Origin of the sequence: uncultured Methanobrevibacter sp., assembly GCF_902774605.1 — an archaeon.
Classification (GTDB): domain Archaea; phylum Methanobacteriota; class Methanobacteria; order Methanobacteriales; family Methanobacteriaceae; genus Methanocatella.
Genome location: NZ_CACYJE010000006.1, coordinates 1 through 22431, shown reverse-complemented (window position 1 = coordinate 22431; position 22431 = coordinate 1). Strand labels below are relative to the sequence as shown.

Sequence of the window (22431 nt, the reverse complement as noted above, 5' to 3'; positions counted from 1 at the left end):
TGTAAATCACTATCCTTGAATTCATATTATCTATATTGGCAATTTTCCACTGTATTGCTCGACTGATGACTTGACGTTATCAAGATTGATTCCGGCTTCCTCCACTTTTGATTGGATTTCGCTTAAATTGGTGTTGTTTGCAAGGTCATTGGCTTTTGACTCAAGCTCACCGGTCATGTTTTCAATGCTGGCGAGCGTATCGTTTAAGCCGGCCTTGTTTGGAAATACGTTCTTGTATTCCACTGATTTTGCCATATGGACTGCAATGTCCCTGTTGTTGCAGCAGATCAGGATATTGTCATGGGTTGTCTGATTGGATAGGGGTATGCAATAGAACTTGCCGTTGTAGTTCACCTTGATTATGTCGAATATGCTGATTTTCATCACTTCATCGGCGTTTATCACATAGCATGTGTAACCGTCAATGTCCTGCTTTTCCCCGTTTTCGATAATCTGTTTAAGGGTGTTGAAACCCATTTCACCAACCTTGATGAGGCTGCCGTCCTCGTAGCTGTTGTATGTGACAAGAATTCCATTTTTCCAGTTCCAAATCTTTGCGCTCTCGACTTCGCCTGCATACTTGGTCTGGTTGAATGGGACGTCCATGCTGGTTCCGTTAGGAGTTACCTCGATCCTTTCATACTGCTGGGAAGTCAGCGCCACAAAAAGGATTGCCGCCACAATGATTAGGATTATTGCTGCGATTATCATCATTTTCTTATTATCCATTTATCTACCTCAATGTTTTTTCAATTATCGGGTGATTTTTGAAACAATCATGTATTTTTTACTTAAACATGAATGAAACAATCATATATTTAAATATTGTCTTTTATCGTATATAAAAATTAAATTAAAATAAAAAATCATCAGTTAAGTTCAGGCATTTTAAACAAGTTTAAATATTATTATTTAAATAAATAATTAATGTCTCTCAATAGGGGGAGTAGTTAATTAAAATAAGTTAAATGGGTGAAAAAAATGGAAATAATTGAAATAATAAAAGATGCATTTGTTTTCCCATCAAAAAATGTTAAGGTGCTATTAATTTACATCATACTGTCAATAGTTGCAGGAGCATTTGCTGTTATGGGACCATTGCTGTATATGTTAGGAATTGTTGTCCCTGAATATTTCTTATGGGGAGGACTTGCGGGATTGATTGCAGTCTTAATCGGATGGGTAATGTCCGGTTATATGATCAGTGTCATTAAGTCAGGTATTGAACTTGAGGATGAGGCTCCCGAATTTGTATGGTGGGATAATTTCATCACAGGATTCAACAGCTTCATAGTCTCAATAGTCTATTATGTCATCCCGGCTTTCATCGTCGTTCTGGTTGGATACCTTACAAACGTTGTCGGCAATTTCATGAATGTCGCTAGAGAGATCTTCACACAGGTCATGGATGTTTACGTCATGGGAACCTCCACCAATGTCGCAATGGGTGCAATATCCCAGGCAATGGCTGGTTTAATCTTGTCTTTAACAGTAACCATAACCGTTGCTGTGATTGTGTTTGTAATATTCTCATTCCTTCAAACAATGGCTGAAGCAAGACTGGCCAATACCGACAGCTTAAGCGAGGCCTTAAACATTTTTGAAGCTGCAAAAGACATAAGAAGAATCGGAATAGGTAAAGTTATAGCAGTGATACTGCTGATTTTCATAATCATAGGTATTATTAATGCGATTTTGTCAACTATCTATGGCTATGTGCCGTTCCTTGCAATTCTTTCAGTGTTTGTAACTCCATACCTGGTGTTCTTCACTCAAAGGGCTGTTGGACTGTTATATTCAGATATAGCTTAAATATTTTAAGCTATAACTTTTTTCTTTTTTTTTTAAATTACCGTATTGCTTAATCACCATTTAAAAATAGTTTTTTCATAATTAAAGTGTGGTTGAATGGTTTGATATAAAATTTGTTTAAAAAAATTATAAGCAATCAAGAAGATTGCTTATCTTTATTCTGCGACATATAGTCTTACACCCTGGATGATTAAGGTCACGCCTATCAGGATTGCTGCAAACAGCGGATTGGTTAGTGATAATCCTCCAAGAGCAAATGCGATAATACCTAAAATTATAATCGCTATTGAAGCAAGTTTTGACATTCCAGGTCCTGAAAATAGACCTACAACACCTATTAGGATAATTATAATTCCGATAATGTAGAATTGTATTCCTAAAAGGAAGGACAATGCATCAATGTTGAATATGAACAGTAAACCGAAAATGATTGCCAGGATTCCAACGATTATGTTGAAAGCTGAAAACTCGGTGAGTATTGATGCGATACCTAAGAACAGTAAACTGACTCCAATCATGACGGATACTAATCCTGAACTGAGAATAGGGAAAATAATGAAAATTAATCCTAAGATAATGGATAGTATTCCGGATACTTTATTAGGCTCCATGTTTTTTCCTCCAAATTTTTTGTGTTCACTTTTTCAAGTGCGAATTCTTAAAAGCATTTAGTGCTTTTACACTTATTAGTTATTATTATTGTATTATTTAATATTTGGTTTTGGAAGTTGGGGCCTCTGATAAGATTATCAAAATTTTTAAAGGAAAACTTTTTTCACGATATTGTGCATTTTATAATTATCATCTCATCGGCGAAAATTGCCTCAAGAAGACAATATTGATTTCGCCTTAAAATATTGCTTTAACCTTATAAAAGATTAACATTTATATATATTAAAAATAAAGTCCATATAATCAATTATAAATCAAAATATTTATATATGATTTAGTATAAACATTAAACCACGTTTTCCTCAATTTAATTTATAGTGAAAAATTGATTTTCACAACACCACAAAAATTGAGAGTTAATCATAGAGGAGTTATTCATGAAAAAAATGGAAATGATTCATGAGAAGACAACCGGAAACCAGGAAAATCTAAAGGCGCTAATTGACCAGATAATGAGAGGACCCAATCATCATCCGAAAGACTCATCATTTCGCTTGACAGTTTCAGGATGGGCCAAACCCTCACATTCCACATTTGGCTTTCCAGGCAAGTATCTGAAAAAACTAGACACTAATGTAGTCACCGAAGACGGTCGCAATCTGGAAATGGACCATGGAGCTGTGGTGCTTCCCGATGGTGGAATCATTAAAGTCAAATCCGCAATTGATGCCGAACACCAGTCCAAGCTTCCAGATGATTTAAAAATCGAAACAATATTCTTTTATGTAATATCTAAGACTCATGAGACAAATCTTCCCACAGTGCCTATTATAATAACCAACGAAGACCCTGGAAGTGATGTAATTGATTATGAGGTCTTCAATCATGTGTTGAGGGTTCATTACATCATTGTGACCTCTGAAAAAATCTCAAAAAGGTTAAATATATTAACAGATATAGTTGAAACTAGACGAGATTTCACTGTAGATGAGGTTTTGAATTTCGCATATATTGCGGTCTTTGTGAAAACCGATGCAAAAGAGATAATGGAAAAAATCGTTATTCTTTTCAGCAGGTTTCCAAAGATTGATCCTGACTTAAAAATTGATTTGCACCAAGTGCTGAAGAAAATGATATTATATCACTTTCAGGATGATTTAAATAAGGCCAAAGAGCTGTTGTGTTTGATTACAATTAATTTCACAAGCAAGGAAGTTGATAGAATGAATTCATATGAAAGAGAAATATATGCAAAAGACCAGGAAATATCTAGGATAACTGAAGAAAAAGATCAAGAAATATCTAGGTTAACTGAAGAAAAAGACAGGGAAATATCTAGGATAACTGAAGACTATCAGGAAATGTCTAGGTTAACTGAAGAAAAAGATCAGGAAATAAGCAGGTTAACTGAAGAATTAAACAAACTCAAAAATGGTAAATAGAGTTTGTAAAAATTTTTCAGAAAATAAAATCCTAATTAACCATTCACTATTCTTTTAACCATATCTTCCCCTTACATTCGATTTAACCTGACATATTACATTTTTAGTTTTAAATCGTGTTTTAACGTATGTTTCAACAGAAAAGCTCAAGAAGCTCGTCGAGAAAAAGGCTGAAAAATGGCATGTGTCTGTTGGTGAAGTGATTTGGGGCTATATAAACTGTGGACTTTTTAGCGGCAGCATTAGTGAAAAAGAATTCAGACACATTCATTCCAAGGAGTTTTTGGATGAGATGAATGAGGCTTCGGGTCTTGAGGTGTAAGAAATTCATTGTCTTCATTTGATTCTCGTATTAATTGATTTTTTTTTGTTGATTCTATTATTTTTTGTTTAGGTGGCTTTAATGGTCATTTATACTATTTTATTTTGTTTTACGGCGATTTTTTTTTAATATCCTAGTTTTTGTTTTTAAATATCATTTATTTTTTACGAAACTTTTATATATTATTCTATAAATAATTTTATATCGGAAGGAAGTTTCCTTCCGACTATGTGCCCAAGGTTGCATAGTCAATAAAAATGGTTTTCCATTTTTTCCATGATACCCTCAAAAATTGGACAAGTATACTCAAAGATGTGAAAACATGTCAAAGGATAAAACATTAGACCAAATCATAAAGACAATAGAAGTAAACGATATAAAATTCCTTAAACTGGAATTTTCAGACATACACGGATTGCCTAAAAGCATGGCAGTGCCGCTGAAAAAAGCAGATGATGTGGAAGACATAGTGAAAGACGGATTGCTGTTCGACGGATCATCAGTGGCAGGACTGGCATCAATCAACGACAGTGACCTACTGGCAAAACCTGACATCAACACATTCTCAACAATACCATGGAGACCGGAAGTGAAAGGAACCAGCAGGTTCATATGCGACATTTTCACAACCGATGGAAAACCATATGACGGAGACCCAAGAGGAGTGCTTAAAAAATCATTGCAGCTGGCAGAGAAAAGAGGATACCAATTCAACATGGGTCCCGAACCTGAATTCTTCATCATTAAAGAAGATGATGAGGGAAACTACGTCCCTGCTGATGAGGCTGAGTACTTTGACGTTGAACCATTAGACCAGGGTACAGACATCAGGAGAGAAATAGTTCTTGGACTCGAGAAACTAGACTTCAATGTTGAAGTGAGCCACCATGAAGTGGCAGCAGGACAGCATGAGGTTGACTTCAAGTACGCTGATGCTTTAAAAACAGCTGATGCAGTAATAACATTCAAGGAAGCAGTAAAGGCACTCGTAAATAAGTTAGGATTTAAAGCAACATTCATGCCAAAGCCATTCCTAGGAATCAACGGAAGCGGCATGCACTGTAACCAAAGCCTATTCAAGGATGGTGAAAACATCTTCTACGACCCTGACACTGAAACCCAGATATCACAGGATGCACTGTACTTCATAGGAGGATTATTGAAACACGCACCGGCTTTATCATCAATATTATCTCCAACAGTCAACTCCTACAAGCGTCTAGTGCCTGGTTATGAGGCACCATGCTACATTGCATACGGTTTCAAGAACCGCTCAACATTGCTGAGGATTCCGGCATCCCGTGGATTAGGAACTAGAATTGAGTGCAGGTCAGCTGACCCGTCATGCAACCCGTACCTTGCATTTGCAGTATTGCTTGAGGCCGGTCTTGACGGCATGGAAAATAAGATTGATCCGGGTGAACCGACTGAGGAGAACCTCTTCGCATACACTGAGGATGAGATTGCAGAGAAAGGAATCAGCAGCCTTCCAACCAGTTTATGGGAAGCATACCATGCCCTTGAAGAGGATGAAGTTGTCAAGAACGCTCTTGGAGAAAAAGTGTTCAATCAGTTCTACAATATCAAGAGGGCTGAATGGGATGCTTACAGGATACAGGTCTTCGATTATGAGAGGGATGAGTACCTGAACGTTTAATCATTCCCTATAATTTGAGTATATGGCCAGTAGCCATTCATTGGCTACTTGATTTTCATTTTTTTAACTCTTGGAGACTTATGTATAAATCTGGATGAATATATGTATTTGAGGTTAAAATTCTTAGAATTATTTTAAGGCATATGATAATTTTAGAGTATATGGGCATATGATAAAATTTCACGATTATTACGATTATTTTAAAGGCATATGGTAATAAGTAGGATATTTAAAGAAGGCACATTATCATTAAAATCAAACCTGATGCGTATATTCGCCTAAATCATTAATTTTTTGGAGGAGAGAAAAATGTGCGGAATAGCAGGTGTAATATACAAGGACAGGAAATCCCATCCGATTGGGGAGGCATTGACATCAATGCTTGAATCCCTCCAGCACAGGGGTCCGGATTCAGCAGGATATGCTCTTTACGGTAGTTTGGATTTCCCAGAAAATTATTATCAACTAAACATTCAAGTGAACAGGAGAAAAGGCACCCTGGATAATTTAAAATCATTGCTGAGTCAAATCACTCCAATATTTGAAGAGGAACTGATCAGGTCAGTTGGGGACTCAGACGTGTACAAGTGCAAGATAGCACTGGATGAGTACTCGCTTTTAAAACCCTGCATAAGGGAAATCGACGAGCTGGATGATGTCAGGGTTATCAACGGTTCACATTCATTCGAGATGATAAAGGATGTCGGCAAGGTAAAAGACATTGCCGAAAGGTTCGACGTCTACAATCGCATGGGGACTCATGGGATAGGACACACTCGATTTGCAACAGAAAGCGGTGTTGACCGCTACCATGCACATCCATACCAAAGCTACATCATACCGGACATTACAGTGGTGCATAATGGTCAAATCACCAACTACTGGAAAATAAGAGACCCTCTTGAGCGCAAGGGACACACTTTCGAATCATACAACGACACTGAATGCATAGTCCACTACATGGCTGATAAGCTGAACCAGGGCTACAAGCTCGAGGAGGCACTTGACCAGGCTGTCATAGACCTGGATGGTCCGTTCTCAATACTGGTTGGAACCCCTAACGGCATAGGCATTGCAAAGGACAAGCTGGGCCTGCGACCGGGGGTGATGGTTGAAACAGATGAGATATTTGCAGTGGCATCAGAGGAGATGGCATTGCATGATGTCACCGATTCAGATGAAATCGAGCAGATTGCACCGGGAGAGACAAGGGCATATACAATCTAGGAGGAGGTTTGACTATGGATGAATATGTTATTGACGCTAAAGGCATGGACGTGAAGGAACTGAACCGCACAATAAAGAGGCAGGCAAAAGAACATGATTGTCTCATCATCGACAATCCCGAATCCGAACACAACATCTGCGCAGGATTGACTGGGGAAGTTGACATCATAATCAACGGTTCTGCAGGATATTTCGTTGGAACAATGGTCAACGGGCCGAAAATACATATCAAGGGGAATGCAGGATGGTTCGCTGGGGATAACATGACTGAAGGCGAACTCATAATTGAGGGCACTGCCGGAGACGGTGCAGGACAGGGAATCTACGGTGGAACCGTGATAGTTAAAGGCAACACTGGTTCAAGAACAGGGGAAATCATGAAAGGAGGAACCGTAATAATAGGTGGGAACAGCGGCTACATGACTGGACTGCTCATGATGGGCGGCAGATTGATCATATTAGGGGATGTCACCGATGATGTCGGCGAATCAATCATGAGGGGAACAATATTTGTTCTTGGAGAAGTGAAAAGCCTGGGTAAAAATGCGGTAATGGATGAAGCCACCAGTGAAGATATTGATGATTTAAGGGAAATCCTCACTGAATACGGTTTCAACCTGTCTGATGACGATTATTCAAATTTTAAAAAAATAGTTAATATGTAATAAAATGGGATGGTGAAAAATATGAGTGAACGCAGAATTGCAATGGTTGGAACACCATGCGAGATTATGGCGGCATCCAAACTACAATATTATACTGACAGTCCCATTGAAGTCAAACTGGGATTGTTCTGCATGGAGAATTTCTCATACAAGTACTTTACAAACCTTCTAAAAGAATACGACTTGAAAATGGATGACATTGAGAAATTCAGAATCGAGAAAGGATTCGTATTCCTATTATTGAAGAGTAATGAAACATTAAAAATTCCATTATCCGTTGCCAAAAGGATAATCAGGAAAAACTGCAACATATGTGTTGAACTGACTTCTGAAACATCTGACATATCAATAGGCTCCATCGGTTCAGAGGACGGATGGTCAACAGTGATTGTGAGAAGCGAAAAAGGAGAGGAAATCATCAATGGGGCAATCGAGCAGGAATTCATTGAAGCCAAGTCATTCAATGAATATCAATTTGACTTGTTGAACAGGATTGCTGAAAGTAAAATCGAAAGGAACATGGAGTTTGTTGAAAGAAGAGAGTTCCTTGCCAGGCCGGTACTGTATCAAAGGGAAAAAACTGATGATTCCATAGCATTTGAAGTGTCACAATCCGATTTCACAGACTTGAAATCCAATGTCATTGATGTTGGAGCATGCGTATTGTGCGGAGCATGTGAATATGCATGTCCAGACAATCTCATAAGGATTGAGGACACCAAGCCAATCATGAAAGGGGAGTGCCCACAGGATTGTCATGCATGCTTTGCGGTTTGCCCAAGAACATTTGTGCCGGAGGAGTTAAGAAACGATAACTCAAAAGCGATTGGTGATTTCAAACAAGTATTGACTGTCAAATCATTGAAGCATACTCAGGGTCAGGACGGCTCTATCGTCACCACTCTGCTTGACTATCTCCTTACAAATAAGATAGTTACTGATGCGATGGTTGTTGACAAGCAGGATCACCTGGCATGGAAGCCATATGCCAAGATTACAAGAGGCATAGATGAAATCATCAAGTCCGGAGGGACAAAATATTCAGTCTGTCCGGTTTTCAAAGCATTAGGGGAGGTTGATTAAGAATGTCATTTACAGTTGAGCGTAAAATAGAGATATGCAAGCAGAGCAATGATCGGCCAGGATGCTGCTGGTATCTATGCGACAATCCCAAAAGGGCTGCATGTAAGAACTGTTACAGCTGCTATTCAAACTGTCCTCATGGGGTTTACGAGGTGATTAATGACGAGCCGTTGCCAATTCATCAGGAGAATTGTGTGGGATGTAAGATATGTGAGGAAATGTGTCCTACCCATGCAATATATGTAAGGCCTCTTGCCGATGAGGGAAGGGGAATCTGGTCAAATTCAACAATGGTTGAAATCAAGCGAAAAAGCCAATCCGGCTCCTACAAGGTCAGGGGTTGCGGACTTACCAGGAAAATACCGACATTCGACGACTTGAGCCTGCTTCCGGCACAAGTCTCAAGACCTCCAATAGACTCCTATCGTGAAACCTGCAAGACATCAGTCGTTCTCGGCGACAGGTTCGCTGAAAACCCGATTGAAATCAACACTCCAATAATGATCGGGGCAATGTCTTTTGGTGCACTGAGCAAGGAGGCTAAAATGGCATTGGCTATTGGAAGCAGCAAGGCAGGCACAATCACAAACACCGGTGAAGGAGGAATGCTTCCCGAAGAAAGGCATTACGCAGATAAATTGATTGCACAGTATGCCTCTGGAAGATTTGGGGTTTCCGCAGAGTACCTAAACAATGCTGAAGCGGTGGAAATCAAGATTGGTCAGGGTGCAAAATCAGGTATGGGCGGACATTTGCTCGCACACAAGGTGACTGCTGAAGTTGCACGAGTGCGCAACATCCCTGAGGGAACCTCCGCATTGAGCCCGGCAAGGCACATGGACATTGTGGGGCCTGAGGATTTGGGCATGAAAATAGACCAGTTGAGGGAAATCACCGACTGGAAAATCCCAATCATAGTTAAGTTCGCATCCGGCAGAGTGGAGCAGGATGTTAAAATCGCCGCAAAGGCCGGTGCAGACATTATAGTTGTTGACGGTATGCAGGGAGGTACAGGTGCAGGACCTGAGGTTGTCACAGAACACGCGGGCATTCCAACAATAGAGGCAATAGTAAGAGCGGATGATGCTCTAAAAGAGATTAGCCTGAGAAGCGAGGTCAGTCTCGTGGCTGCAGGTGGCATTCGCTCCGGTGCAGATGTGGCTAAGGCCATTGCACTGGGTGCTGATGCGGTTTATGTCGCCACTTCTGCATTGATATCCATTGGATGCAAGGTTTGCCAGTCATGTTCTGAAGGAATCTGTCCGAAAGGAATCGCAACACAGGACAAGGTGCTTAGAAGAAGACTTGACCCGATCAGGAAAGGACAGCAGGTCGCCAATTATATTGAGGCAATGACTCAGGAAGTAACCTCTCTGACCCAGCAGGCAGGCAACACCGATATTGAAAATCTTGAGCGTCAGGACCTTGTATCATTGACCATGGAGGCTTCACAGCTGACTGGCGTGCCGATGGTGAGTACACAGTACTAGGTGATTAATCGAGTTTAAGGAGAGATAATTTATGGCAGCGTTTGAAAGGGCTAAATCAGGAATTCCAGGGCTTGATGCGGCTTTGGACAATATTCGTTTAGGGGATAATGTAGTGTGGAATGTCACTAATCTCAATGAGTTCTCCTACTTTGTCGACCCATACGTTAAGCAGGCAAAAAAGGACAATAGGAACCTGATCTATATCAGGTTCGCCAATCATGAACCGTTGATAGAGATGACTGATGAGGATTATCTGTTGCTCGAGCTAGAGGAAAACAATCAGGACAATGAGTTCTGCATGATACAGCGTGACGGGATTAAGATATATAAGGTCAATCCATACAACCAGTTCGAGACATTCACCCTGGAAGTGCACAGGATAATTGAAAAGGAGGGTCGTGACGCGTTTTATGTCTTTGACTGTCTAAGCGATCTGCAGGCGGTGTGGTCAACTGATTTGATGATGGGCAACTTCTTCAAGGTAACATGCCCCTTCCTCTTCCAATTGGACACTATTGCCTATTTCCCGATAATAAGGGGCAGGCACTCCTATGATGCCATAGCAAAAATCAGGGAGACCACGCAATTGTTCCTGAACGTGTACTCAAACTCTCCTGAGGAGATTTACTTCTCGCCATTGAAGGTTTGGAACCGATACTCCCAGACAATGTTTCTGGGTCATAAGTTCAACATCCTCACAGGTTCTGTTAAGGTTCTGCAGGATGGTCAGGATCTGAGTCGCTACTACAAGACAATAAACTCAGACATCTACCAGAACGGCCAGACACTCGACAGTTGGGAGCGCTACATGCTACAGGTCAGGAGGGAGTATGCTGAGGGCAAGGATATTGATGATGAGTGCGATAAGATCTGCGAGCTCATGATGACCAAGGATGAGCGCATGCTTTCCAAAATCAAGGAATACTTCACTTTCGAGGATTACCTCACAATCTATGACCGTCGCGTGGGAAGCGGACTGGTCGGGGGTAAGACCTGCGGAATGCTTCTTGCAAGGAAAATCATTGAAAAGAACAGTCCAGAAATCTACAGGGAGGTTTTCGAACCGGATGATTCATTCTACATAGGGTCTGACCTGTTTTACACTTACATTGTATCAAATGACCTTTGGGACTTGAGGGTGAATCAGAGAACCAAGGAAGGGTATTATGAGTACGGTGCGAAACTGGAGAAAGCCCTGAAGGAAGGGGTTTTCTCCGATGAGATTAAAAAGGGCTTCATTCAGATACTGGATTACTTCGGCCAAAACCCTATCATCGTAAGGTCAAGCAGTTTTCTTGAGGACGGTTACGGCAACGCGTTCGCAGGGAAGTACGAGTCAGTGTTCTGCGTAAACAGGGGAAGCCTTGAAGAACGCCTCGAGGCTTTTGAGGAAGCAGTCAAGATAGTATATTCAAGCACCATGAACATTTCCGCACTGGAGTACCGTAAGATAAATGGATTGGATGATACTGATGAGCAGATGGCATTGCTGGTTCAGAGGGTTTCAGGCTCCTATTGTGATGATTATTTCTTCCCGACCGCCGCTGGCGTCGGATTTTCCTACAGTCCCTACTCCCCATTGCCTGATATGGACAACAGCAAGGGGATGCTGAGGCTGGTGATGGGTCTCGGCACCAAGGCTGTGGACCGGACCAAGAAGGACTATCCGAGAATAATCAATCTCGACAAGCCCGAAGTCACGTTAACCAAGGACATCAAGGAGAAGCATAGGTATTCCCAGCATTACCTTGATGTCATTGACCTTAAAAACATTTCCCTTCATGACGTTCCTGTCGATGAGGGATTGGAGGTGATTCCAAGGCATGCCAAAAGGGTATTGATAGAGCATGACCGTGAAGCCGAAAGAATGTTCCGTGACCGTGGACAGTCAAGGGAGATAGTGTTCGTCAACTGTGAGGGCATGGTGAGGAATAAGGAGTTCATTGGTGTGATGAAGAATATTTTAAACACTCTTCAAACCGCCTATGATTACCCGGTCGACATTGAATACACTGTAAATGTCGGTGAGGACAATTCATTCAACATCAACCTCCTTCAATGCCGACCGCTTCAGGTTTCCCTCAACGATGAGGATATTGAAATGCCTGAGGATGCAAACGTGTTCTTCCACATCAAGGACTCATCAATGGGAATGTCCCGGAAAGACCGGATTGACACAATCTGTTATGTTGACCCTCACAGGTACTATGAGTACCCGTATGCTGGGAAAAGCTCGCTTTCAAGGGTAATCAGTGACGTGAACGCATACTGCAGGGACAATGGCAGGACATCCATTCTCATTGTTCCGGGTAGGATAGGAACCTCCTCCCCGGAATTGGGCATACCAGTGGTGTTTGCTGACATCAGCCATTTCACCGCAATCCTTGAGGAGGCATACAGTGAAGTCGGCTATATGCCTGAGTTGTCCTTTGGAAGCCATATGTTCCAGGATCTGGTGGAAGCGGAAATCTATTACGGGGCACTGTTTGAAAACGACAAGAAGATAGAGTTTAACAGGGACATGATTTATGAGTATCCTAATATGCTGAGGGATATTAATCCCGATTTGGCCGAGGAAATTTATGATATGGTTCAGGTCATCGACTTCAAGGAGGATAAGGCGGAATTCTATCATGACATGAAAAAGGATGAAACAATGTGCATTTTCAAGTGAATATGGAATGATTATTCTTTTCCAGTTCATATTTTTGGGTTAGGCGGGTGGGACATATGCCTTTTTTATTTGGGAAAAACATATTTTTCGGTTAATGTCGAAAAAAATCGTATGACAAAATGTGATCAACAGCCCCTTTGAATGGGGGTTTGTTTTTCACATTCCTTTAAATTATGGTCTCATTAATTATTTGCTTTGAAAGTTACTTTAATTATTTCTTTTCTGACAATTTCGTATGCATCAACCCTCTTGGACATGCTGTTTTTTCCGCAATCATTGATTTGATATGATGGATGGGCGATATTTTGCACATGTTTCGATGCAAGTGTGATGATCATCAACCGCTAAAGCAGGGATTGTTGCACTTTACAATGTCTGATATTGATGAGGTTAATTCAATCAAAATGAAGTTTCACGCTTAAAAAAAATAGATGTGGGGGGGGGGGAGTGATATCGTCATGCCTTATAGGATATGTAATACACTCTTGCCTTCCATATCTGGTATCTGAATGTGTAGTCCTTATCCGGATTTTCCCACTTGCCGTTTTTAAATTTGCTGTATTCCATTTTTGAAACGGTCTTCCTTGTTGATGGCTTGTAGAAAATGAATTTCGCCTTTAAGATTTTAGTGTATTTCTCCTTGTTTTTAAAGACAATTGTAACCTCTTTTCCCTTATCCTTGTCATAGAGGACTTTGAGTCTGATTTTATCCTTGTTTTTCAGGGTTTTAATCTTTGAAAAGCGAACAAGGACTGAGTATTGTTTTCCGACAAAAATCTTTGATGTTTTGGTCACGGTATAGTTGTCGTCATCGGCAGTGATGTTTACAGAATACTTGCCGACTTTCAAGCCTTTAGTGTTGAATTGGGCGATTCCCTTGGAGTTCGTTTTGATGTTGAATACTTTAATTTTATTTCCTGATTTGACGGTCACTTTCAGTTTCACGTTTTTAAGCAATGTCTTGTTCTTGTCCTGCAGCTTGATTTTAAAGTATGAGCTTTTCTTGTACTTCACGGCCTTTTCATCCGCCTGGACGCTTGTCTTGATTTTTTCTTTTGTAGTGTTGCGGCGTTTGGGTTTTGAATTATTCTGCTGAAAAGATACGTAATATTTTTCATACATTCATATTCTGGAAAACCTCTCATGGAATCGGGGTAAATATTAAATATTACTTGGGAGTTGTTAAGATTATAAAAATTGGATGGTGAATAATCATGAAAAACATGTATAAAATCATCATAATCATTGCAATCATAATAATAGCCATTGCTGGTGCCTTCGCCCTCTTGGGAAACAGTAACCATTCATCAGGCGACGGCCCATCATATAATGCAACATTATTAAATGAAAAACTGGCTATTGACATGAGCAACTGGAGTTATGATGAAACAAACGACATATACTATCAGATAGGACTCGTATACTGCATGAACCCAGAAGACACGGCCTATGAGTCCTGTGGAATCTACGTGCCTGGAAAATACTTCGAGGCAACAAAAAACGCAAACGGAACATACACATGCAAACTTAAAAGCGACGCCAAGGTTGGAAACTACACTGCATCCGAAGCGCCGATCGTGATGCCTGTAAACACTCCAGGATACTCATCATGCACAGCGCCGACAGCATACAATGCCAATGAGGTCAAATCCTACACTGACGCAGGATTCATATACCTGAATGCAGGATGCCGTGGAAGAGACAATGCCGAAGCCCCTGATGGAGTCACAGACCTCAAGGCAGCAGTCACATACTACCGATTCAACGGCGATGTCCTGCCGGGAAACGCTGAAAAGATATTCACATTCGGCCACAGTGGAGGCGGAGCGCAATCCGCAATAATGGGGGCGAGCGGAAACAGTGAACTCTACAATCCATACCTTGAAAGCATCCAGGCAGCAATGGTCGACAAGAACGGAAACGGCCTGTCCAATGCCATCGCAGGTGCAATGTGCTGGTGCCCTATAACCAGCCTCGACACTGCGGATGCCGCCTATGAGTGGAACATGGGCCAATACGCCAGGAGCAACAATTCATTCACAGGTGAATTGAGCAATGACCTTGCAGGCGAATACGCGAGTTATATAAATGAATTGGGACTTAAGGATCCAAACGGCAATACTTTGACACTTGAGCAAAGCGAAAAAGGAACATATGCCGCTGGAAGCTACTATGACTACTTGTTAAGCGTCACAGAAGAGTCATTGAACAATTTCCTAAACGACACCACATTCCCATACACTCCATCAAGCATGGGGGCAATGGGAGGCATGCCTTCAGGTGAAGCACCTTCAGGCGACATGGGTGGAGAAGCACCATCAGGTGAAGCACCTACCGCTGACATGTCAACAGATTCATCAGATGATTCTGAAAGCTATGAAACCGCACAGGATTACGTTGACTCACTTAACGGCAATGAAACATGGATCAAGTATGATGCAAGCACAAACACTGCTAAAATCACATCTTTCGAGGCATTTGTAAAGCATTGCAAAAGCCCATCCAAATCAGTTCCAGCATTCGATGACCTGAATCGTTCACAGGCAGAAAACGGACTATTAGGCCTTGACGCCAACGGTTCAGCACACTTCGACAAGACCGTCAGCAGTCTGCTTGCAAACAACTCTGATGAGTACTCACGATACAGTGACTACTCCAATGAGTACGCAACCCAGTACAGTGCAGACCTGGCTAAAAGAGATTCCGAGAACAATACGATGGAAACTCGTGTTAACATGTACAATCCAATGTACTACCTCTGCGATTACTATGACGGAGCAGGAAGCTCTGATGTGGCAAAATATTGGAGGATAAACACCGGCATCGAACAGGGGGACACTTCCCAATGTGTTGACGTGAACCTTTACCTTGCAGTTCTGGCAAAATCCGGCTCTGATAATGTGGAATTCTCCACTGTATGGGGACAGGGTCACACTCAAGCCGAAAGAACAGGTGATTCAACCACCAATTTCATCAATTGGGTTAACAATTGCCTAAATTAGAGAAATCAAATTTTCTTTTCATTTCTTTTTTTCTTATTTTTTTCGATTGCAGGTATGAAATGCGGTTGAATGGAGTATTTTTTCATACCTTTTTTATATCATTAAGGTACATAATAAGTTACATGAGACTCAAAGCATTAATGGCATTATCCGCAATCCTGCTCATCATCGCCGTGGGGGCAGTGTCCGCCGAGGACAACCTCACGATGGCCGGCGAGGGCGATGCCTTGGATACTGCCGTTTCAGGAAACACGTTTGCAGACATTCAAAAGACGGTCTCCTCATCCAACGACGGGGACACCGTGGAACTTGACAGGATAACCTACACAGGCTCCGGCTCACCGATCAAGGTTTCAAAGTCAATAACAATCGATGGAAAAGGCGCAAGGCTCGACGCCGCAAAGAAATCCTCGATCATGGAGGTCACCTCCAAGAAATTGACCCTGAAGGACATAAACTTTGCCAACGCGAAAGGGGTTGCGCTCTTTTCAAAGAACACTGAACTTCTAATAGTGAACTGCACATTCACCAACGGAGGCGGCAAGCTCACCTACATCCCTTACGAATACCTCTACGATGCGGACACAGACTACGCTGGAATCTATGCACAGGGCGGTAAATTGAGCTTGGTCAACTCAACATTCACCTCAAACACCAACGCAAACATTGCACTTGCAGTAGGTGTGGAGGACGGTCAATTGGATGCGAAAAACACTGTCTTTTCAAGCCACAAGCTCGACTACGCCAAGATGGCATCTCCAGCAGACCTCATCCACCTGGACAATACAATGTCAAGCTTTGACAACTGCACATTCAAGGACAATACCGTGCCTGTGCTATACACTGAAAAGCATTCCATCATAAGGGATTCCAGGTTCGCCAACAATTACGGGGAAATCTCATTTTTCGGAAACCCTGATGGGAAGATAACCGAAAATACTGTGCTTGATGTAATCAACTCGCAATTCACAGGCTCCACCCACACCACATTCCTCATGATGTGGGCGGTTCGCCTCAACATCGACGGTTGCACATTCGCATCCAACAAGGAAAGCATAATCGATTCACACTCTGAGGTCAACATCAACAATTCAGTCTTTACAGGCAATCAGGCCAAGAACGGTGCGGTATTCAACACGCTGGGCAAGGCAACAATTGCAAACTCAAACTTCACAGGAAACACTGCCCAGAAGGGAAGCGTCATCTACAATTACGAGTACGTGGGCTGCGGCGAGAAAATCGACAAGTACCTCACCATCGTCAACTCAACAATCACTGATTCCGTTGCAACAGTCGAGGGAGGCGCAATATATGCCACATGCACCAACATCAACCTCGAAAACACTAGCATAACCACCAGAAAGGACTCCAAGGGCTCACAGATCTATCTCATGGCATCCAACTTCAAGTCAACTAACTCAACCCATCAAGCGCCGAAGAGCGATAAGTTCACATTCAAGGCAATGTATGCCAGCTTCACCACCACAACCTATGATTCACGCAAAAGGTTCGAGGTGACCATAAGCGAGAAGACAGAAGACGGATACGGGGCAGTGGGTCATGTTAAGGCAATATTCAAGGTCTACACAGGAAAGAAATACAAGCTCTACTACTACAATGCGGACAATGAGAATCGCGCCGAGGCATACTTCAGGATAACCTCCGACTTGTCCGTCGGAAAGCACAAGATTGTCATAATGCCCAACAGCAAATACTCCACCTTCCCCAAAAAGACATTCACCCTGACAGTCAAGAAGGCAAAGACAACCGTCAAGGCCAAGAAGATGACTGCAAAGTACAAAAAATCAAAATACTTCAAGATAACAGTCAAGAACAAGGCCTCAGGAAAAATCGTTCCTAAGCTCAAAATCAAGGTCAAGGTCTTCACCGGCAAGAAGTATAAGGTTTACGTTCTCAAAACTGACAAGAAGGGTGTCGCCAAGCTGAACACTAAGAAGCTGAAACGTGGAAACCATAAGGTGGAGATCACATCTAAAAGCAAGAATTATGATGTTTCGAAAAAATCAAGCATTAAAATTAAGTAAGGATTGATTAATCCTTAATTTTCTATTTTTTTTAAGTTTTCAACGAATCTTTGTATTGATATAAATAAAATTATTTTATTATCACTGTTTTTTTTAATTACCTGTAAAAACTCTTTTTTAATGGGTTACTAAATTATGGGTTCTAAATTTCAAATTTACCAATAAATGGTATTCCTTTTACAAAATTGTTATTAATGAAGAAAAATATAGTTAATAACAAGATATGTATATTTTCTAATTATTTGTAGGTAATTAAAATGTCAACTCAAAGTGAAGCAGTTTTAGAAGAGAATTTGATTAAAAGATTATCAAATAATGGATATGAAAGAATTAAAATTAAAAATGAAGACGAGTTAATTGCTAATTTTAAAATTCAATTGGAACGATTAAATAAATGTGAGTTAACAGATGAAGAATTTAACAAGATTTTATTATTCTTAGACCAAGGTTCCATTTTTGATAAAGCAAAAAAATTAAGAGATCACTTTTTCATTGATAGAAAAGACAATCCATTTTATATTAAGTTTTTAAACGAGAAAGATTGGTGTAAAAATATTTTTCAGATTTCAAATCAAATAACAATGGAAGGAAAACATAAAAACCGCTATGATGTTACATTACTTATCAATGGTTTACCTCTTGTACAAATTGAACTTAAAAGAAGAGGAATGCCATTAAAAGAAGCATTTGATCAAATTACTCGCTACACTTTACATTCATATAAAGGACTATTTAATTACATACAGATATTCGTTGTAAGTAATGGGGTTAATACAAAATACTTTGCAAACGGATTAAAAAAGGATTTGCAATATGAATTCACATTCTTCTGGAAGGATGAAGAAAATCACAATATTCATTCGTTAGATGAGTTTGCAGATACATTTTTAGAAAAATGCAATATTGCAAAAATGATTTCAAAATTCATGGTTTTAAATGAATCCTCAAAGACGCTAATGGTTTTGAGGGCCTATCAGAAATATGCTGTTGAAAAAGTGCTTCACCAAGCGTTGGAAATTAAGCAAAACGGTTATGTGTGGCATACTACAGGTTCGGGTAAGACTTTAACCTCGTATAAGGTAAGTCAATTGCTTGCTGAGGATGAATCAATATATAAAGTGATTTTTGTTGTTGATAGGCGTGATTTGGATCTTCAAACCAATAAGGAATTCAACAGTTTCTGTGACGGATGTGTGAACACAACAAAACATACTGGAGTGCTTATTAAAAATTTAACCACTGATGGTAAAGGTAAATTAATCACAACTACTATTCAAAAGTTATCAAAAGCTGTAAAAACTGCTGGTGATAAAGCTAAACTTCAAAAAATCAAGGATGAAAATATTATATTGATTTTTGATGAATGTCATAGGAGTCAATTTGGTGAGATGCATCAAACTATTACAGATTTCTTCACTAATGCATTATCATTTGGTTTTACAGGAACACCAATTTTTGCAGCAAATTCTGATGGAACAAGAACTACCAAAGATATTTTTGGTAAAAAACTCCATGAGTATGTAATTAAAGATGCAATTGCAGATAATAATGTGCTAGGATTTTCAGTAGATTATTTTGGTGGAGCTAAGTTAAAAGAAATTCCAGATAAGGAAGTTTCAAAAATTGATACTAAGGAATTTTTAGAATCAGATAAACGCTTAAACCAGATTGTTGATCATATTATTGAAAGCTATGATAGAAAAACCCGTAACCGCGAATTTAATGCAATGTTTACGGTTTCAAGAGGGGGAGTAGTTCATAAATACTATGAGTTATTTAAGAAAAAAGATCATGATTTAAAAATCGCCACAATATTTACTTTTAAAGCTAATGAGGATTTAAGTGAAAGTGAGCATTCCCAGGATTTATTGGATAAGTATATGAAGGATTATAATGAAATGTTTGAAACCAATTTCACAAGTGATGATTTTAGACAATATCATGCAGATGTTTCAAAGCGTATGAAAAACCGTGAAATTGATTTATTGCTTGTTGTGGATATGTTTTTAACAGGTTTTGATAGTAAACTGCTTAACACTTTATATGTGGATAAGAATCTACAATACCATGGTTTGCTTCAAGCATTTTCAAGAACTAATCGTATAATTAATAAGCGTAAATCACAGGGAAATATTGTTTGTTTTACTAATCTTAAAGAGAATGTGGATAATGCTATTGCACTATTTTCTGATCCTGATGCTATTGAGGATATTATCATGCCTCCATATGAGACATTTGTCAAATGGTTTAATCAGGATTTGGAAAGATTGTTTAAATTAGTTAAAACTGCTGCTGAAGCATTAGAGCTTCAAAGTGAAAAAGATAAGGAAAGTTTTGTTTTAATTTTCAGGGATTTAATACGTAATAAGAATAAATTGGATATTTTCACCGAGTTTGATTGGAAAGATGTTAAAATCGAAGAACAGGATTTCAATGATTTTAGAAGTGCTTATTTGGATATTTATGCTGAAATCAAACAACCTAAAGATGACGACCCGGAATCTATTTTGAAGGATATTGATTTTGAGTTAGAATTGCTTCGCAATGATCAAATCAATGTTGATTATATTTTAAATCTTTTAGCCGATTTAGATAAGAATAGTCCTAGTTTTGACCATGATAAAAAGCGTATTATTAGTATCATGAAAGAGCATGAGAATTTGCGCAGTAAGATTGATTTGATTGAAAAATTCATTAATGAACGGCTTGGCAATATTGATACGAAAATCACAAGTGTTAGTGAGGAATTTGATTCTTTCATGCGTCATGAGAGAAAGGAAGCTATGTGTGAGATTGTTGATAAGGAACGTTTGGATGAGGATAAGGCTCGTAAGGTATTTGAAATTTTTGAATTTTCAGGTAAAATTGATGATGATTTGCTGAAAAAGGCTTTTCTTGAAAAAATGAAATTTAAGGAACGCAAGAATAAGGTTAAAACTGTTAAATTTGAAATTATTAATTTATTTGATAAGTTTGATTATTAACATTTTTTTGTCATTAATTGTTAATTACAAAAAAATTCAAAAGGTTTATATACTATGGTTTGAAGATTATTAATTGTCATTAGTGATTAATTACAGATTACTTGCAAGTCACATCACAATGAAAAAAGTAACTGATAAAATTTAATCTTCAAATTCTTGAAGAAAAAAAGATGAATTGAAACAAGAGAAAGTAAATTATCTAGGAGAACTATAATGGATGTAAAAAAATTAGAAGATGTTGCAGAAATATTCTCAGGAGTTCAAATATCCAGATTCAAAGATAAAAACTCCAAAGAACAACCTGTAATAAAAAATAAATTCATTAAAGAAGATATTTTAGATTATTCACTAGAAAACATCACAAAAGAGATTAATGATAAATATTACTCTCAAAAAGGCGATATTATCATATCACTATCACAACCAAACACTGTTAGCATATTAAAAGAAAATGGGTATATCATACCAATGTATTTCGCAATAATAAGATTAAAAAAGGGATATGATTCATCATTCATTTATCATTTACTGAACAGTGAAATATTTCACAAAAAATCCTACAGATTTCTTGAAGGTGGTGCCTTAAAAGTTATAAAAATATCTGATTTAAAAAATATGAAAGTAACCATTCCCAATATTGATAAACAGAAAAAATATGGGGAATTATTAAATTTAATAGATGAAAAAAACAATTTACTTGAAAAAAAGAAAAATTGCAATAAAAAAATTAAGGAATATCTAATCCAAACACAATTGAAAGGAGAAAAATAAATGTCAAATTATCAAAACAGTCTTGAAGGCAAGCTATGGGCAATAGCTGATGAATTAAGAGGCAACATGGATGCAAGTGAATTCAAAAATTATATTCTTGGATTTATCTTCTACAGATACCTCTCTGAAAAACTAGAATTGCACATGAATGAAGAATTAAAAGAAGATGGATTAACATTCACTGAAGCATGGGAAGATGAAAGCTATCAAGATGATCTAAAAGAAGAAGGAATCTCTTCACTTGGTTATTTTTTAGAACCACAATATCTATTCAGCAATATCATAGAAGATGCAAAAACTGATAAGTTCATATTAGATGATTTAATGAAATCATTAAACTACATTAGTAATTCATCAATGGGAGCAGATAGTCAGGAAGATTTCAGTAACCTATTTGAAGATGTGGATTTAACTTCTTCAAAACTTGGACGTACAAATGAAGATAAAAATAAATTAATCTCCAGAATATTATTAAATCTTAATGATATAGATTTTAAACTAGAAGATGATGAATCAGACATATTGGGAGATGCTTATGAATATCTAATAAGTCAATTTGCATCAAGCGCAGGTAAAAAAGCAGGAGAATTTTATACTCCTCAGGAAGTATCAAAAATATTAGCAAAAATAGTTACTCTCGGAAAA

17 protein-coding genes are annotated in these 22431 nt (G+C 39.1%); 13 read left to right on the top strand and 4 right to left on the bottom strand.

Annotated elements, in window-relative coordinates; genetic code table 11:
* Positions 1 to 30: 30 nt before the first annotated feature.
* Positions 31 to 729, bottom strand: a complete 699-nt coding sequence (locus QZU77_RS02455) for a hypothetical protein (RefSeq protein ID WP_295599497.1) — start codon at positions 727 to 729, stop codon at positions 31 to 33.
* A gap of 252 nt (positions 730 to 981) precedes the next feature.
* On the opposite strand from QZU77_RS02455, the gene QZU77_RS02450 reads away from it, so the two are divergent.
* Positions 982 to 1812, top strand: coding sequence for a DUF4013 domain-containing protein (locus QZU77_RS02450; protein ID WP_295599493.1), 831 nt, complete (start codon positions 982 to 984; stop codon positions 1810 to 1812).
* Between the two features lie 155 nt (positions 1813 to 1967).
* Here the strand turns inward: QZU77_RS02450 and QZU77_RS02445 are convergent, their stop codons facing one another.
* Positions 1968 to 2423, bottom strand: a complete 456-nt coding sequence (locus tag QZU77_RS02445; protein ID WP_295599490.1) for a DUF308 domain-containing protein — start codon at positions 2421 to 2423, stop codon at positions 1968 to 1970.
* Between the two features lie 438 nt (positions 2424 to 2861).
* Between QZU77_RS02445 and QZU77_RS02440 the strand changes: the two genes are divergently transcribed.
* Positions 2862 to 3866 (top strand): hypothetical protein, encoded by a 1005-nt coding sequence (locus tag QZU77_RS02440; protein WP_295599487.1) that lies wholly within the window; start codon positions 2862 to 2864, stop codon positions 3864 to 3866.
* Positions 3867 to 3999: 133 nt separating this feature from the next.
* On the opposite strand, the gene QZU77_RS02435 is transcribed toward QZU77_RS02440, so the two are convergent.
* Positions 4000 to 4206 carry a hypothetical protein gene (locus QZU77_RS02435; RefSeq protein WP_295599484.1) on the bottom strand — a complete coding sequence of 69 codons (207 nt, stop codon included), beginning with the start codon at positions 4204 to 4206 and terminating at the stop codon, positions 4000 to 4002.
* Positions 4207 to 4510: 304 nt separating this feature from the next.
* On the opposite strand from QZU77_RS02435, the gene glnA reads away from it, so the two are divergent.
* The 6 genes from glnA to QZU77_RS02405 all read left to right on the top strand — a co-directional run bounded on the left by glnA (position 4511) and on the right by QZU77_RS02405 (position 12984).
* Positions 4511 to 5845, top strand: coding sequence for a type I glutamate--ammonia ligase (glnA, locus tag QZU77_RS02430; protein ID WP_295599481.1), 1335 nt, complete (start codon positions 4511 to 4513; stop codon positions 5843 to 5845).
* Between the two features lie 309 nt (positions 5846 to 6154).
* A complete protein-coding gene (locus tag QZU77_RS02425; RefSeq protein WP_295599478.1) occupies positions 6155 to 7072 on the top strand; it encodes a glutamine amidotransferase in 918 nt (305 codons plus the stop codon).
* A gap of 14 nt (positions 7073 to 7086) precedes the next feature.
* The gene (locus QZU77_RS02420; protein WP_295599475.1) at positions 7087 to 7737 is read left to right on the top strand and encodes a tributyrin esterase; all 651 of its coding nucleotides are present in this window, start codon (positions 7087 to 7089) and stop codon (positions 7735 to 7737) included.
* Positions 7738 to 7758: 21 nt separating this feature from the next.
* Positions 7759 to 8820, top strand: coding sequence for a Coenzyme F420 hydrogenase/dehydrogenase, beta subunit C-terminal domain (locus QZU77_RS02415; RefSeq protein ID WP_295599472.1), 1062 nt, complete (start codon positions 7759 to 7761; stop codon positions 8818 to 8820).
* A 2-nt stretch (positions 8821 to 8822) separates the two neighbouring features.
* Positions 8823 to 10310: a glutamate synthase-related protein gene (locus QZU77_RS02410; RefSeq protein ID WP_295599469.1), complete on the top strand. Its 1488-nt coding sequence runs from the start codon at positions 8823 to 8825 to the stop codon at positions 10308 to 10310.
* A 31-nt stretch (positions 10311 to 10341) separates the two neighbouring features.
* Positions 10342 to 12984, top strand: a complete 2643-nt coding sequence (locus tag QZU77_RS02405) for a PEP/pyruvate-binding domain-containing protein (protein WP_295599466.1) — start codon at positions 10342 to 10344, stop codon at positions 12982 to 12984.
* A gap of 456 nt (positions 12985 to 13440) precedes the next feature.
* Here the strand turns inward: QZU77_RS02405 and QZU77_RS02400 are convergent, their stop codons facing one another.
* Positions 13441 to 14106, bottom strand: coding sequence for a SpaA isopeptide-forming pilin-related protein (locus QZU77_RS02400; RefSeq protein WP_295599462.1), 666 nt, complete (start codon positions 14104 to 14106; stop codon positions 13441 to 13443).
* A 92-nt stretch (positions 14107 to 14198) separates the two neighbouring features.
* On the opposite strand from QZU77_RS02400, the gene QZU77_RS02395 reads away from it, so the two are divergent.
* From QZU77_RS02395 to QZU77_RS02375, 5 genes are all read left to right on the top strand, one after another.
* A complete protein-coding gene (locus QZU77_RS02395) occupies positions 14199 to 15986 on the top strand; it encodes a subtype A tannase (RefSeq protein ID WP_295599459.1) in 1788 nt (595 codons plus the stop codon).
* A gap of 122 nt (positions 15987 to 16108) precedes the next feature.
* Positions 16109 to 18031, top strand: a complete 1923-nt coding sequence (locus tag QZU77_RS02390) for a right-handed parallel beta-helix repeat-containing protein (RefSeq protein ID WP_295599456.1) — start codon at positions 16109 to 16111, stop codon at positions 18029 to 18031.
* A 257-nt stretch (positions 18032 to 18288) separates the two neighbouring features.
* On the top strand, positions 18289 to 21015 hold the full coding sequence (locus tag QZU77_RS02385) for a type I restriction endonuclease subunit R (protein ID WP_295599453.1): 2727 nt from the start codon (positions 18289 to 18291) through the stop codon (positions 21013 to 21015).
* Positions 21016 to 21228: 213 nt separating this feature from the next.
* A complete protein-coding gene (locus QZU77_RS02380) occupies positions 21229 to 21786 on the top strand; it encodes a restriction endonuclease subunit S (RefSeq protein WP_295599450.1) in 558 nt (185 codons plus the stop codon).
* The coding region (locus QZU77_RS02375) for a type I restriction-modification system subunit M N-terminal domain-containing protein (RefSeq protein ID WP_295599447.1) at positions 21787 to 22431 on the top strand (645 nt) is incomplete at its 3' end.

Coding starts and splice junctions, on each gene's coding strand:
- QZU77_RS02390 (WP_295599456.1), top strand. CDS start 16,109: ATGAGACTCAAAGCATTAATGGCATTATCCGCAATCCTGCTCATCATC.
- QZU77_RS02385 (WP_295599453.1), top strand. CDS start 18,289: ATGTCAACTCAAAGTGAAGCAGTTTTAGAAGAGAATTTGATTAAAAGA.
- QZU77_RS02380 (WP_295599450.1), top strand. CDS start 21,229: ATGGATGTAAAAAAATTAGAAGATGTTGCAGAAATATTCTCAGGAGTT.
- QZU77_RS02455 (WP_295599497.1), bottom strand. CDS start 729: ATGGATAATAAGAAAATGATGATAATCGCAGCAATAATCCTAATCATT.
- QZU77_RS02450 (WP_295599493.1), top strand. CDS start 982: ATGGAAATAATTGAAATAATAAAAGATGCATTTGTTTTCCCATCAAAA.
- glnA (WP_295599481.1), top strand. CDS start 4,511: ATGTCAAAGGATAAAACATTAGACCAAATCATAAAGACAATAGAAGTA.
- QZU77_RS02445 (WP_295599490.1), bottom strand. CDS start 2,423: ATGGAGCCTAATAAAGTATCCGGAATACTATCCATTATCTTAGGATTA.
- QZU77_RS02440 (WP_295599487.1), top strand. CDS start 2,862: ATGAAAAAAATGGAAATGATTCATGAGAAGACAACCGGAAACCAGGAA.
- QZU77_RS02395 (WP_295599459.1), top strand. CDS start 14,199: ATGAAAAACATGTATAAAATCATCATAATCATTGCAATCATAATAATA.
- QZU77_RS02405 (WP_295599466.1), top strand. CDS start 10,342: ATGGCAGCGTTTGAAAGGGCTAAATCAGGAATTCCAGGGCTTGATGCG.
- QZU77_RS02415 (WP_295599472.1), top strand. CDS start 7,759: ATGAGTGAACGCAGAATTGCAATGGTTGGAACACCATGCGAGATTATG.
- QZU77_RS02420 (WP_295599475.1), top strand. CDS start 7,087: ATGGATGAATATGTTATTGACGCTAAAGGCATGGACGTGAAGGAACTG.
- QZU77_RS02400 (WP_295599462.1), bottom strand. CDS start 14,106: ATGTATGAAAAATATTACGTATCTTTTCAGCAGAATAATTCAAAACCC.
- QZU77_RS02435 (WP_295599484.1), bottom strand. CDS start 4,206: ATGAAGACAATGAATTTCTTACACCTCAAGACCCGAAGCCTCATTCAT.
- QZU77_RS02410 (WP_295599469.1), top strand. CDS start 8,823: ATGTCATTTACAGTTGAGCGTAAAATAGAGATATGCAAGCAGAGCAAT.
- QZU77_RS02425 (WP_295599478.1), top strand. CDS start 6,155: ATGTGCGGAATAGCAGGTGTAATATACAAGGACAGGAAATCCCATCCG.